This window comes from Helicobacter pylori SA213A (assembly GCF_000476275.1).
GTDB classification, from domain to species: Bacteria; Campylobacterota; Campylobacteria; order Campylobacterales; family Helicobacteraceae; genus Helicobacter; species Helicobacter pylori_CL.
Window position 1 is genome coordinate 1 of record NZ_CBOM010000006.1, and the last position, 13,031, is coordinate 13,031.

Annotated in this window: 13 protein-coding genes and 1 tRNA gene; 6 read left to right on the forward strand and 8 right to left on the reverse strand. The window is 37.7% G+C overall.

Annotation, left to right across the window (positions count from 1 at the left end; all coding sequences use genetic code 11):
* A partial coding sequence (locus QT74_RS03270) for an HNH endonuclease (RefSeq protein ID WP_033764610.1) occupies positions 1–632 on the forward strand: 632 nt, incomplete at its 5' end.
* Positions 633–752: 120 nt separating this feature from the next.
* Positions 753–1,535 carry a glycosyltransferase family 2 protein gene (locus QT74_RS03275; protein WP_033764613.1) on the forward strand — a complete coding sequence of 261 codons (783 nt, stop codon included), beginning with the start codon at positions 753–755 and terminating at the stop codon, positions 1,533–1,535.
* Here QT74_RS03275 and QT74_RS03280 read toward each other — a convergent pair.
* The 3 genes from QT74_RS03280 to QT74_RS03290 all read right to left on the reverse strand — a co-directional run bounded on the left by QT74_RS03280 (position 1,518) and on the right by QT74_RS03290 (position 5,619).
* The gene (locus tag QT74_RS03280; protein ID WP_033764615.1) at positions 1,518–2,279 is read right to left on the reverse strand and encodes an outer membrane beta-barrel protein; all 762 of its coding nucleotides are present in this window, start codon (positions 2,277–2,279) and stop codon (positions 1,518–1,520) included. The two genes, QT74_RS03275 and QT74_RS03280, sit on opposite strands and share 18 nt — an antisense overlap.
* A 206-nt stretch (positions 2,280–2,485) precedes the next feature.
* The gene (locus QT74_RS03285; RefSeq protein ID WP_033764617.1) at positions 2,486–3,592 is read right to left on the reverse strand and encodes an epoxyqueuosine reductase QueH; all 1,107 of its coding nucleotides are present in this window, start codon (positions 3,590–3,592) and stop codon (positions 2,486–2,488) included.
* Entirely contained in the window at positions 3,592–5,619 is a 2,028-nt protein-coding gene (locus tag QT74_RS03290) for a methyl-accepting chemotaxis protein (protein ID WP_033764619.1), read from the reverse strand. The genes QT74_RS03285 and QT74_RS03290 overlap by 1 nt, the downstream gene beginning before the upstream one ends.
* 201 nt (positions 5,620–5,820) lie before the next feature.
* Between QT74_RS03290 and thrC the strand changes: the two genes are divergently transcribed.
* Positions 5,821–7,275, forward strand: coding sequence for a threonine synthase (thrC, locus tag QT74_RS03295; RefSeq protein ID WP_033764620.1), 1,455 nt, complete (start codon positions 5,821–5,823; stop codon positions 7,273–7,275).
* A 104-nt stretch (positions 7,276–7,379) separates the two neighbouring features.
* Positions 7,380–8,093 (forward strand): hypothetical protein, encoded by a 714-nt coding sequence (locus QT74_RS03300; protein ID WP_001227144.1) that lies wholly within the window; start codon positions 7,380–7,382, stop codon positions 8,091–8,093.
* Positions 8,094–8,154: 61 nt separating this feature from the next.
* On the opposite strand, the gene QT74_RS08415 is transcribed toward QT74_RS03300, so the two are convergent.
* Complete coding sequence (locus QT74_RS08415) at positions 8,155–8,319, reverse strand: hypothetical protein (protein ID WP_154189617.1); 165 nt, start codon at positions 8,317–8,319, stop codon at positions 8,155–8,157.
* A 9-nt stretch (positions 8,320–8,328) separates the two neighbouring features.
* Positions 8,329–9,273 (reverse strand): D-2-hydroxyacid dehydrogenase, encoded by a 945-nt coding sequence (locus QT74_RS03305; RefSeq protein ID WP_033764622.1) that lies wholly within the window; start codon positions 9,271–9,273, stop codon positions 8,329–8,331.
* A 71-nt stretch (positions 9,274–9,344) separates the two neighbouring features.
* Between QT74_RS03305 and QT74_RS03310 the strand changes: the two genes are divergently transcribed.
* Together QT74_RS03310 and QT74_RS08130 are read left to right on the forward strand one after the other, a co-directional pair.
* Entirely contained in the window at positions 9,345–9,875 is a 531-nt protein-coding gene (locus QT74_RS03310) for a hypothetical protein (RefSeq protein WP_021436706.1), read from the forward strand.
* A gap of 97 nt (positions 9,876–9,972) precedes the next feature.
* Positions 9,973–10,884 (forward strand): alpha-1,2-fucosyltransferase, encoded by a 912-nt coding sequence (locus QT74_RS08130; RefSeq protein WP_080247159.1) that lies wholly within the window; start codon positions 9,973–9,975, stop codon positions 10,882–10,884.
* A 6-nt stretch (positions 10,885–10,890) separates the two neighbouring features.
* Here the strand turns inward: QT74_RS08130 and QT74_RS03325 are convergent, their stop codons facing one another.
* From QT74_RS03325 to QT74_RS03335, 3 genes are all read right to left on the reverse strand, one after another.
* Positions 10,891–11,727: a DNA-methyltransferase gene (locus tag QT74_RS03325; RefSeq protein ID WP_033764625.1), complete on the reverse strand. Its 837-nt coding sequence runs from the start codon at positions 11,725–11,727 to the stop codon at positions 10,891–10,893.
* A 17-nt stretch (positions 11,728–11,744) separates the two neighbouring features.
* Positions 11,745–12,716 carry a membrane protein gene (locus tag QT74_RS03330; protein WP_033764626.1) on the reverse strand — a complete coding sequence of 324 codons (972 nt, stop codon included), beginning with the start codon at positions 12,714–12,716 and terminating at the stop codon, positions 11,745–11,747.
* 222 nt (positions 12,717–12,938) lie between these two features.
* Positions 12,939–13,030, reverse strand: a tRNA-Ser gene (locus QT74_RS03335).
* Position 13,031 lies beyond the last annotated feature (1 nt).

Below are 13,031 nucleotides of genomic sequence, written 5' to 3' on the forward strand. Positions count from 1 at the left end.
TAGCTCATACAAAAGAAGATATTTTGCTTATGCGATACAATCAAGATGCTTTTAGAGATCTTAATTTGGAAACGCAAGAAGAATTAAATAAACCCATTTCATATATCTATAATTTCCTTATAACAGCTTTAGTGCTAGATAGTCATCATAAAGTGATCGTTGATTTCAATTTTGTGGATATATTAAATGCTAGCATGAATAATATTTTATATTATTATCCTGCTAAAAATAGTTTTAGACCAGCAGGGAAGCAACAACTATTTAGAGAAAGTGTCTTAAGAGCTTATGATAATAAATGTGCCATAACCGGCAAATCATTATTTATTAATGGTAGATGTTTGTTAGAAGCAGCACATATTATCCCATATAGAGATGGTGGATCTTTTGCCGTGAATAATGGCATAGCTTTAAGTTATGAGATGCACAAAATGTTTGATAATGGGTTATTTAGTTTTGAATATAAAAATGATAATGAGATAGTTGTTATTACTTCATCATCAAATCTTATAATTGATAGACAATGCATTCTATCTAGTTTTAATCATAAATCTATATTCTTGCCAGAACAATTAGATTTGCGTCCAGACCCTCTAGCTTTGCAGTATAATAAGGATAAATTCTTGTTGCGGTGATGTTTTGGTGAATCACAATCCCACCTTATTTTAATGTCAAAGATTATGTAAAATAACTATCAAGATTCTGTATATTCTTACTCTAAAAATCAGGGGGGAGTCTATCAAAAAAGGGTTGGATTGCTAAAAGTTTCTGTGATCACGGCGTGTTTTAATAGCGAAAAAACCATTGAAGACACCATTCTTTCCGTGCTTAATCAAACTTATAAAAACATTGAATACATCATTATAGACGGATCTAGCGCGGATCGCACTTTAGAAATCATTCAAAAATATAGAGATCAAATCGCTTGCGTGGTGAGTGAAAAAGATGAAGGCATTTATGACGCTATGAATAAGGGCATAAGGCGTTCTAGTGGGGATATTATCGCTTTATTGAATAGCGATGATTTTTACAAAGATGAGTTTGTAATAGAAAAAGTGGTGCATGAGTTTGAAAACAAAAATTGCGATAGCGTGTATGCGGATCTGGTTTTTGTCAAACCGGATTGTTTAGAAAAAGTGGTCCGTTATTATGAAAGCGGGGAGTTTAGCCCTAAAACCTTGCTTTATGGCGTGGTGCCAGCCCACCCCACGCTCTTTGTCAAAAAAGCCATTTATGAACGCTACGGCTTATACAAAACCGATTATAAGATTTCAGCGGATTTTGAGATGATCATCCGCTTGTTTGTGGTGCAAAAAATAAGCTTTTCTTATTTGAAAGAAGTGTTAGTGGTGATGCGCACCGGTGGGGTTAGCACGAATGGGTTTAAAAGCCTTTTATTAAGGAATAAAGAAAACATAAGAGCATACCAAGAAAACGGCATTCAAGCGAATGTTTTTTCCATGCTTTTAAAATACCCTAGAAAGATCATGGGCTTATTTAAAAAGGGATCTAAAGGGGGATTAAAACGAAACGATTAAAGAAAGATTAGCGTTAAATCGTGGTTTGAATCTTTCTTGATGGTTGTTGTAGGTGTAAAAAACATTCCTCACTAAGGGTATTTCAATCCCTAATTGCAGGGACAAATAGCCGATAAAATCCACGATAAAACCAAAACGCAAAGGGGCTTGGAAAAAGGTTTTTTTGGTTCTTGGGATAATCGTTGTGATAGCACCTGGTTTAATCGTATCCACCAATAGCACCCCTTGTTCTAAAGCGATCCCTAAATAACTCCTAAAACGATAAATATTTTTATCTACAAAAATCCAAGAAAAATCTAACGCACCCCCATAATTTTGCACCATTAAGGTTTGAGGCTGAGAGAGGGAAACAGAATGGAAATAGTTATAGACGCTAAAGATTCTAAAACCGACTTTAGGGTGGTTTCTTAAAAAATGCTCTAAACCGGTAGCGGTGTTAAACCCTATGCTATTGGCTACAAAAGTCAAGCTTTGGTTAGAAGTTGAAAAAGTGGCTTGCGAATAGTTGTATCCAAAAATGAAAAAGAATTTAAGGCTTTTTTCTAAAGCCCTTTTTAAGATTTGCTGGTTTTTATCTAGGGTTTTCTGTTTTTCATTGTTTTTCTCAACAATTAGGGGTTTAGGTTTGTCGTCTTCATTCTTGTTTTTAAAATTTTCTAAGAATTTAGACCAAGTGATTTCATTAGCTTCTAAAAAGAGTGGGTTCAACGATAAAAAGAGATAAATACTAAATAGAGTTTTCAAATACAGCCTTAAACTTTTTATGGCTATTGTGCCTAATTATCTTAAATTAACTTTAAATTACTTGCATGTTTTTACTATAACCCCTACTTACACGCAACACTATATTTTAAAATACAATTTGTTGAGGTTTTGTTCCCATCAAGCATGGATAAGCCAACTTTAATCATTTTTCATTACAAGAATTTATCGCCTAATTAAAGTTTAGCTTACAGCAAATAAAACACTTTTTCTTCTTGAAAAACGCTTTTAATTTCTACAAAAAGGGTTTTTTCTGTGCGTTCTTCTAGCACGATAATAGGATTAACGCTCTCGCTCCCGCTCACTAACGCCCTTAAAGACAACTCTTCTTCATAACTTAAGGGGTTAAGGTTGAGATCTTTTAAATTATCATAGTTTTTTGCCATAAGAGTATTAAGGCCTTCTAAAGTTAAAAACAAGGTTTCATCTCTTTGGCTATAACCCACTAGCGTGCTTAAACGCTGAGAAAAAACCCACCTTAAATCGTTGATCCTAACTCTAGCCTTACTTTTAGAGCGCGCCAGAATGCAGCAATTCAAAGGGTTTGAATTTTTAGAAAGCCACACGCCCCCATTCAATAAGCGGTAAGTTGCGATCGTTTTTTGGGCTAAAAAAGGCTTATTGCCATTCTTTTTAGCCGCTTCTAATCCTCTAAAAACTTGCGTTCTTTCTTCAACGCTTGCGGGTAAAATCTGGCGCTTTAAAGGCGAGTAAAGCTCAAAGGGGCTTCTGTTTTGGGATTCTTTTTGGATTTTTAAAGCGAATTGGCATCCGCAATAATTTTGCCGATAAAGCTCGTTTTCTCTCGCTAAAGCTTGCAAATTTAAATCCAACTCGCTTTTGAAATGTTCAAAATTATCATTTCTGAACACAACAAATTCCAAATTGTGCCTTTGCGCGATATTTTGCCCCTTAGCGATGAGCTGGTTAGGGTCTTTTTTAGGGCTTGTGAGTAAGGTGGTGGTGAATTTTTCTTCCCCTAATTCAAAGGCTTTCAACGCGCTCGCTTCTAAGCGTAAGTCAAAGCACTCAAAACAGCGTTCGCTTTTTTCCCCTAACAATTCCTTACCCTTAGCTTTGTCTAAAAATTTTTCTAATTCATAATCGCCCTCAAGCAATTCAATTCCTAGCATCTCGCAAGTGCGTTTCACATCTTCTAAACGCAACAAATATTCGCTATAAGGGTGGATATTGGGGTTATAAAAAAACCCTATAATTTTTTCACCCGCAAAAGCCTCTTTGGCTTTTTTTAAAAAATAAAGGTTATCCACCGAGCAGCAAATATGAATGAGCATTAAAACTGCTTTTTATTCACATCTTCTAAAATATCGTTAGAGACTTTGTCAATTTCTTGACTGATTTCTAAAGAATCGCTAGCGATTTTTAGATTGCCCTCAATAACTGATCTTAAGGCTTCAATAGAAGCGTTGATCTCTTCTACTTCTTTAACCTGGTTTTTAATGCTTTCGCTCGTGTCTGAAATGCTTTGAACTAAAATATTAATGTTGGCTTCAATTTCGCTGAGCGATTTTTGCGTCCTTTCAGCGAGCTTTCTCACCTCATCAGCCACCACCGCAAAGCCTCTGCCATGCTCGCCGGCCCTTGCGGCTTCAATAGCAGCGTTTAGGGCTAAAAGATTGGTTTGATCAGCGATGTCTCTGATGATTTCTACAATGCTTTTAATGTCTTGCCCTTGTTCAATCATGGCTTCACTTTGAGAGCTCACGCCTTGAATGGAAGTGGTGATATTTTCTATCGTTTTGGAAGTTTCCATCAAGCTTTTGTGTTGGGAATTTGAAGCCTTTTCTAAATTCTGCACGCATTCTTTCAAATTCGCGCTGTCGTTCGCTAAATCTTTTGCAAAATTAGACGAAGTTTCTAGCATTTTTTGGATTTCTTGCCCTAAAGCGTTAGTAACCAATTCCACCCTACCCGAAGCATTTTGGATCCGCCCTCTAAAATCCAAACCAGAATAACTTTCAAAGATTTTAAAAATGCTTGGCATGTGAGTGCCTACGCTTTCTTGCAAATAATCCATGATCCCATTTAAAGCGTCCCTTAATTCTTTTAAATCAGGGCTTGCGGGTTCAGCGTTGATGCACACTGCAAAATTCCCTGCTTTCACATCTGAAACCACTTTAATGGTGTCTTGGACGGCTTGCCTGTCTTCTTGCATGATTTTTTGGGTTTGCAAGATATTTTTATTGATTGCTGTTTGCATGCGTCCTAGTTCATCATTAGACTTGGCTTCAACCAATTTAATATCGCTAGAATGGGCTTGATTGTTCAACAATTTAAAGAAATGAGACAAGGTGCTAGAAACGATTTCTAAACGATTGCTCACGATCGCTCGCATTAAGAGGGTGATCGCTACGATTAAAGCTAACACCATGATCGCGCTCGCTACCACCACCACAAAACGCACCGATCCCACTTGCTCATAGACCTTATCTTTTTCAATGATTAAAGCGATCATCCAATTCAAATTATCCCCGGTTGTATTTTTGCCTAGCATTTTAAAGGTTTCAACGGCTAAAAAATTTTCCTTATGGCTGAAGGGATCTAAGTATTCTAAAGTCGCTTTAGAGCCATTTTCTAAAATCGCCATCACTTCATTAGTGGCTTTAGGCACGCTTTTATAAATTTCGGTGATAGACTTGTCTTGCAAACTCTTATTCGCGCTCAAAAGCACTTTACCCTTGATGCCAATTAAAAACAAATCGCTCCTGTTTTTAGTGATTTCATTACTGAAGCTGTCAATGGAAAGGAAAATATTCAAAGCCCCCACCACTTCTTGAGTGTTTTCATTCAATAAAGGTGAAAGAATATCAACCCCATAAACTTCCTTGCCATCAGGCATTTTCCTATAATAAGGCAAGCTTTTAGCGGTTTCTTTAGTTTTCATCACTTTTTGCACTAAAGGGTTATTCCCTAATGTTTGATTTTCCATTAGCTTGATCGCATCATTATCCCTTAAAAGCGTTAACTTCAAATCTTCTCTGTCTTTAAAAAACATGCCCGCCCCAGCGACATGCGAATTAGCCAAAATGAAGTTTTTTAACAAGTGGATTTTGATTTCTTTCTTGGTGTCTTTAGGGAGCATTTTTTTGACAATATCCATGCTCGTATAAGTGTTTTCCAAAACCCCTTGGACTTCCTTAACCTTAAAATACAAGCTATCTTGCATGGAATGCAAAGCGTTTTCTTTTAAAATCTCTTTCACCCTGCTATTCAAGGACACCCCTAAAATGCTCACGCACACGATCACAATCAACGCCACCCACACTATGATTTTATTACCGATACTCAAACCTTTAGACAAAACACAACCCCATTATGATGAAATATCTCTTTGCCAATATCTTTTTGACAAAAATTTAGGCTCAATTATAGTCTTATAATAATAAATTAAAAATTAAACCGATCAAAGAAATCACCAATCATTCCCCTTAAAAAACCATTTTAAGCTTGCATTCGTTCTTTTAGGGTATGCTATGGCTAAAAATTATGGTAAGGAAGAATGATGCCTTTTGTCCCTACGCGCTCTTTGAAAGAAAGAAAGATTGATTTTATTGAAGCGGTACTAAACCCTAACGCTCCCAAAGGCGGGCTTTACACTTTAGAGCGTTTTGAAACATTAGAATGGCAAGATTGTTTGAATCTGAGCTATAACGAGCTAGTAGAATGCGTGTTTGAACGATTGGGTTTAGAAGTTTCTAAAGGTTTATTGGCAGACGCTTTAAAACGCTATGAAAATTTTGATAACCCTAAAAATCCAGCCCCTATTTTTGCACTCAATGAAAGGCTTTTTGTCCAAGAGCTCTACCATGGGCCTAGCCTGGCGTTTAAAGACATGGCATTGCAACCTTTAGCGAGCTTGTTTTCTAACCTAGCGGTAGGAAAAAATGAAAAGTATTTGATGCTCGTTTCTACAAGCGGGGATACCGGTCCTGCGACTTTAGAAAGTTTGGCGAACATGCCTAATGTTTTTGTGGTGTGTTTATACCCCAAAGACGGCACAAGTTTAGTCCAAAAACTCCAAATGGTTACCCAAAACGCTAGCAATTTAAAAGTGTTTGGGATCAGTGGGGATTTTGATGATGCGCAAAACTCGCTCAAAAACCTTTTAAAAGACGATGATTTTAACGAAGCCCTAAAAACGCACCAATTAAAATTGAGCGTGGCTAATTCCGTGAATTTTGGGCGCATCGCTTTTCAAGTTGTCTATCACATTTGGGGCTTTTTAGAATTGTATAAAAAAGGCGCGATCAATTCTAAAGAAAAAATCACCCTAGCCATACCGAGCGGTAATTTTGGGAATGCATTAGGGGCGTTTTATGCTAAAAAAATGGGTTTAAATATCGCTAAAATCAAGGTGGTAACCAATAGCAATGATGTTTTAAGGGAGTTTATAGAAACAGGCCGTTACGATTTAACCAAGCGCTCATTGAAACAAACTTTCTCCCCGGCTATGGATATTTTAAAAAGCTCCAATGTGGAAAGGGTGCTTTTTGATCTTTTTGGGTTTGAACGCACGCTGGAATTGATGCAAGCTTTAGAAGAAGAGAAATTTTATGAATTAAAACCTAAAGAATTAGCCCTTTTACAGGAGCATTTTTCTTGCGCGAGCTGTTTAGATGGAGATTGCTTGAAAACGATTCAAGAAGTTTATGCAGAGCACCAATACTTGATTGACCCCCACACCGCCACCGCCTTAAACGCCAGCTTAAAAACCAACGAAAAAACCCTTGTTTCTTCCACCGCTTCTTATGAAAAATTCCCTAGTACCACCCTTTTAGCCCTAAACGAGCAAAAAAAAGACGATAAAACCGCCCTAGAAGCGCTAAAAAACAACTACAACACTCCGGATAGCAAACGCCTTGATGATTTGTTTGAAAGAGAGATCAAACACCAAGAAGTTTTAAAGCTCAATGAGATCAAATCCTCTATCCTTTTGTGGTTAGAAAGCATTCATTAATCTTTTTTAAGCCCTTATGCCTAATAAAGTGTCAATTTTAAGTCAAACTACACTATAATAAGAAAATTCTAAACGGAGATTAAACTTTAATGAAAGGGATTTTAATGAGAAAAATCGTTTTAGTAGCGGTAGCCTTACTGATGAGCGCTTGCGCGAGCTATAAGATCACGCCTGAACATGTTACATCCTATAATAATGGGATTCAAGTGATGACTTCCACGCAAGCCAAATCTAAAGTCCAACTAGAAATCGCTCAAAGCAAGTTAAAAGGCTTGAGCGAGTCCCCTTTGGTGCTGTATGTAGCGGCGCAAGTTTTAGAGGGAAATCCTGTGGTGTTTAGTCGTAAAGCCATTTCAGTGTCTATCAACCAAACGAATTTACCGGTCTTAAGCCTAAGACAGGTGATGAAATCCAGTTTTGATTTTGAGGGCATTTTGCAAAGCTTCAATATTGCCGTGCCGACCACCCCTATTGATAATGTTAACATGATCACCCCGCCCATGTTTTATTACGGGCAAGGGGGATTTTTAGCGTATAACGGCATGATGTATGGGGGAATGGGCATGTATGGGCCAGGCTTTGGCATGATGATGATGGACGATGTGGAAGAACAAGAAGTCATGCAAGAAAGCCGCCAAGCTTTGAAAATCCTAGCGATCAACTACCTTAAAAACAATACCCTTAATGTTGAAAATAAGGCTAAAGGAGGTTTTGTGGTAGTGGATACCAAGAATCTTAAAACCCCGGGCGTGGTGGTGATTAAAGTCTTTTTAGAAGATGAAATCCACACCTTTAAAATTGATATTTCTAAGGCTTGATCGTTCTTTTTTAAGCGTTTGGGTAGCTTTCCCAAAGGCTTTTTACTAGCATTAACGATATTTAGTAGTTTTTAGACTCGCTTGATTGTTGCATAACCACACCCCCAAAACCCCACCAAAAAAACCCAAAAAAAATCGCTTTATAAAAATTACCGCTCGCTTTTAAAAACACCCAAAAAACATTAAGCACTAATAAAAGAAAATCCCAACGCTCAAACCCCCCCATTTTTTGCGTTTATTTTTGCGAAGTTAAAAAATCCTGGATATTTTCTTTGGTTTTTTCTATCAAGGTTTTCAAACTATCGCTATACGCCCATGCAATATGGGGGGTTAAAAGCAATTTACTTTGGATCTTTGGGTTTAAAAAAACATGATCTTTTTCAAAAGGTTCTTTAACAAACACATCGCTTGCGTAATACAAATCTGTGGTTTCTAGCATCACAGCTAAATCCTTTTCATTCACAATGCCCCCACGCCCCACATTGATTAAAATCGCCCCTTCTTTTAGGCTTTGCAATTCTTTTAGAGCGATCAAATCGCGCGTGCTTTCATTTAAAGGGGCATGAATGCTCACAATATCGCTTGTTTGGAGTAAATTTTCCAAACTCAAGCGTTCATACTCTTCTTTTTTGTCTTTAGGGGAATAATACACCACCTTTGCCCCAAAAGCTTGAGCGAGCTTAGCGACCCTTTTACCGATTGCGCCTAAACCAATAACCCCCCATTGACCCCCCTTAACAAGCCCCATTTTAATATTGCTAATGTGCGTAAAAATATCGCTTTGGCTGTATTCCCCGCTTTTGCAATAACGATCGTAATCATTGATCCTCCCCAATAACGACAGAGCGCACGCTAAAGTGTGCTGGGCTACGGACTCGGTAGAATAAGCGCTCACGTTTTTGACCTCTATGCCTAAAGCTTTCGCGCTTTTCACATCCACATTATCCATGCCTGTGGCGGTGATGCAAATGAGCTTGAGTTTAGGCAATTGGCTTAAAACCTCTTCAGTAATCACGACTTTATTCAATACCATAATTTCAGCTTCAATAGCACGTTCAACGATTTGACTAGGCGAAGTAACCTCATAAAAATCAAAATCCGCCACTTCCTTTAAAACCTCTAACGCTTTTAACCCCACGCTTTTAGCGTCTAAGATTACGCCTTTTTTGAATGTTTTCATCTCTTTACTCCCAGATTTAATTTTAAAATTATATAATTAAACCACAAAATCCTTTTTTAAAGAAACTAAACATGCCAAAACCTAAGAAAAACACCCTCCCCTGTAGCCTTTCTGTCAAAATGTCCTATTTCATGCGGCTCCTCATTAAATGGCGCACGCGCTCTTTAAGCCATAAAATGATGACGCTGGTTCAGATTTTAAGCATTTTAGCTTTAGCGAGTAAGGCCAGTGAAGATTTAGAAGAGCAGCTCAAAAAAATCAAAGATTACATTTATAGAACCCTAAACGCTAAAATCGCATCAGATGTGTATAACCGGGTGCTTATTTTGGTGAATGAATATTGCGCTAATGAAGAATTGTTTGACAAAGAGAGCGTTAAAATTTCAGATTTACTCATTCAAGACATTCAGCTTTACGCTTTAGTCGATGAAATGCTTAAAGAAGATAAATACCAAGTCCAACACACCATTTTAAAAGGCATCATCAAGCGCAAATACGATGAAGCCTATTCGCTCAATAGCGAAGATAAAATCCTTTTAGAATATCAAGAGCGCTTGCTAGAACCTGTGCGCGCATCTTTTTCCAATAAAAAATTCAAATGATTTGGAAGCGTCGCTTACCCTTTTTTAGGCTTTTATTGAAAAGGGCTTTAAAATAAGTTAGAATAAGCGTTTTATTTTGAGAAAACAAAGGGATTGAATGGCTTTTAAGGTGGTGCAAATTTGTGGGGGGCTTGGGAATCAAATGTTCCAATACGCTTTTGCAAAAAGTTTGCAAAAACACCTTAAAATCCCTGTGTTGTTAGATGTTACTTCTTTTGATTCTAGCAACCGCAAACTGCAATTAGAGCTTTTTCCTATTGATTTGCCCTATGCGAGCGCTAAAGAAATCGCTATGGCTAAAATGCAACACCTCCCCAAACTAGTGAGAGATGCACTCAAATGCATGGGGTTTGATAGGGTAAGCCAAGAAATCGTGTTTGAATACGAGCCTAAATTGCTAAAGCCAAACCGCTTGACTTATATCCATGGCTATTTCCAAGATCCACGATATTTTAATGATATATCCTCTTTAATCAAACAAACCTTCACTCTACCCCCCCCCCCCCCAGAAAATGGAAATGATAAAAATGATAAAAAAAAAGAGGAAGAACACCAACGCAAGCTTTCTTTGATTTTAGCCGCTAAAAATAGCGTGTTTGTGCATATAAGGAGAGGGGATTATGTGGGGATTGGCTGTCAGCTTGGTATTGATTATCAAAAAAAGGCTGTTGAGTATATGGCAAAGCGCGTGCCGAACATGGAGCTTTTTGTGTTTTGTGAAGACTTGGAATTTACGCAAAACCTTGATCTTGGCTACCCTTTTATGGACATGACCACTAGAGATAAAGAAGAAGAGGCGTATTGGGATATGGTGCTTATGCAATCATGCAAGCATGGCATCATCGCTAATAGCACTTATAGCTGGTGGGCGGCTTATTTGATAAACAATCCAGAAAAAATCATCATTGGCCCCAAACACTGGCTTTTTGGGCATGAAAATATCCTTTGTGAGGATTGGGTGAAAATAGAATTCCATTTTGAGATAAAATCCGAAAAATATAACGCTTAATCCCACTCAAAAAGAGCCTATTAGATTCAAATCTTTGATTTTAGATCGGATTTCTTTATAGCGAGCGTCTAATTCTAATTTTCTGTTCATGGATATTTTGACAAACTCGCTTTCTTTTTCTATACCGATAAATTTTCTCTTCAAAAGATTAGCCGCAATGCCTGTGGTGGAGCTCCCGCTAAAAGGATCGCCAATAAGGGAATTTCCATCGCTCGCCATTAAAAGCAAGCGCACCAACAGCGCGAGGGGTTTTTGAGTGGGGTGCTTGCCGTTTATTTTTTCCCAAGGCGCGATCGCTGGGAAGCTCCACACATCACACATTTGTTTGCCGTTATTGATCTTTTTTAAAACTTCATAGTTAAAAACATGCTTGTGTTTGTAGCTTTTCCTCGCCCAAATGATTTGCTCGGTTGAATGCGTCAAATAACGGCAGCTAAAATTAGGGGGAGGGTTGGTTTTTTGCCAAGTGATGAGGTTTAAAATCTTAAAATCCAGTTTTTGCAAAATGCACCCCAAAGAAAAAAGATTGTGATAAGTCCCGCTAATCAAAAGGCTTCCTGTATTTTTTAAAGCCTTTTTGGCGTTGTTTATCCATTGGTAATTGAACTCATCCATACCATTAACGCCCTCTTCTTTATCCCAATCGCCTTTATTGACGCTCACAATTTTACCGCTCTGTATGCTCAAGCCATCATTAGAAAGGAAATAAGGCGGATCGGCAAAAATCAAATCAAAAGCGTTTTCAAATAAAGGCAAAACCTCATTGCAATCTTCTTGATAAAGGGTGAAAAGCTCGTCTATGCTTTCAAAAATGGGGCGTGGAGGTTGATTAGAATAAGACAAATGGCTTTTTACTCTTCCTACTCTGTTTTAATGCCTTTGTCTTTAATGTGTTTTTGCATTGCTTCATCATCTAGCACTATATCTAAACAATCTATCTCGATTGGCGTATCAAGTCCTTTTTCAATTTGTTCGTTAATTTTTCTCATAAAAGGCCTAAAATTCTCCGGACTTTGTTCTACAAGCATGTTAAGTGTGGGTATATCAATCTCTCTTTCTTTAGCTGGCAACAAGATTTTGGAGTTTGAAACCTTAGATTCTAGCTTGATAACCCCTATACCAAAGCTTTGGTTGAGCCGCCTTAATTCGCCCAAAACTTTATCTTCAATCTCTTCAAAAACCACCAAATACCCCTCATTAGCCCAACTGGAATTGCTCACCGCTTGGAAATAGCTCTCTTTTAGATTGGAAAAACTAATCTTAGTTTTAAGCTCAAAGGAAAAAAGCTTGTGTCTTTTTTGACCGGTATGGTGTAAAAATTTCAAAGTTTCTTCTTCATATCTATTGTAGGGAAAATATTTATTGTAGGGAAAATACACGCCCACGATGTCAGGATAATTCCACTTGAATTTGCCCCTTTTACCTTTATCTTTTTTGCATTTTTTATCGTAGATGGTTTTGCACAGGAGTTTGAAATCTGGATTTTCAGAGAGGAATTTCACAAGCAATTCGTGCAAATCGCTTTCGTCAAAAGAGGTTTTTTGTTTTTCGGCTGTGTCTGAACACTCGCTCTGTCCATCATCATCTTCTTCTTTAGCATCTGGGGTTTCTTGTGGTGGAAATTCTCTTTCACGAGATTTGAGCCAATAACGAAAGGGTCTTTTTTTATTATTTGTAACATAAAATTGCTTCTTGTCTTCACGAATTGCTATTTCAAAACTACCCTTAGGTATTTTTCCTGCCATTTCACAAGCTCTCTCCCAAATTTCTCTAACGCTCAAAGGCTCCTCTGCTTGTTCTAAAACTTTTTTACCTAATTCTTTGTAAGTCATGTTCTTTCTCTTTTATGATTATAGCTATAAGTAGAAACGATTATACTCAAAATGTTTGAAAATACCGCAGTGGATTATAGGGTTTAGGCTGGGTGTCTCTCTTCACCCAACCTAATTTTGTATTTGTAAAATCTGTAAAAGGAGTGTCGTAAAAGGAATGCTTAGAAACTATAATGTTTCATCAATACATTCTAAACAAAAAGTTTTTAAAGGCAAAAAGGCTGGCGGACAGGGAGGGATTCGAACCCTCGGTAACCTTGACGGCTACGCATCCTTAGCAGGGATGTGGTTTCAGCCAACTCACCCACCTGTCCT

Excerpts from the sequence above, each read along its gene's own strand:
- QT74_RS03285 (WP_033764617.1), bottom strand. The coding sequence starts at position 3,592 with ATGCTCATTCATATTTGCTGCTCGGTGGATAACCTTTATTTTTTAAAA.
- thrC (WP_033764620.1), top strand. The coding sequence starts at position 5,821 with ATGCCTTTTGTCCCTACGCGCTCTTTGAAAGAAAGAAAGATTGATTTT.
- QT74_RS03300 (WP_001227144.1), top strand. The coding sequence starts at position 7,380 with ATGAGAAAAATCGTTTTAGTAGCGGTAGCCTTACTGATGAGCGCTTGC.
- QT74_RS08415 (WP_154189617.1), bottom strand. The coding sequence starts at position 8,319 with ATGGGGGGGTTTGAGCGTTGGGATTTTCTTTTATTAGTGCTTAATGTT.
- QT74_RS03305 (WP_033764622.1), bottom strand. The coding sequence starts at position 9,273 with ATGAAAACATTCAAAAAAGGCGTAATCTTAGACGCTAAAAGCGTGGGG.
- QT74_RS03310 (WP_021436706.1), top strand. The coding sequence starts at position 9,345 with ATGCCAAAACCTAAGAAAAACACCCTCCCCTGTAGCCTTTCTGTCAAA.
- QT74_RS08130 (WP_080247159.1), top strand. The coding sequence starts at position 9,973 with ATGGCTTTTAAGGTGGTGCAAATTTGTGGGGGGCTTGGGAATCAAATG.
- QT74_RS03330 (WP_033764626.1), bottom strand. The coding sequence starts at position 12,716 with ATGACTTACAAAGAATTAGGTAAAAAAGTTTTAGAACAAGCAGAGGAG.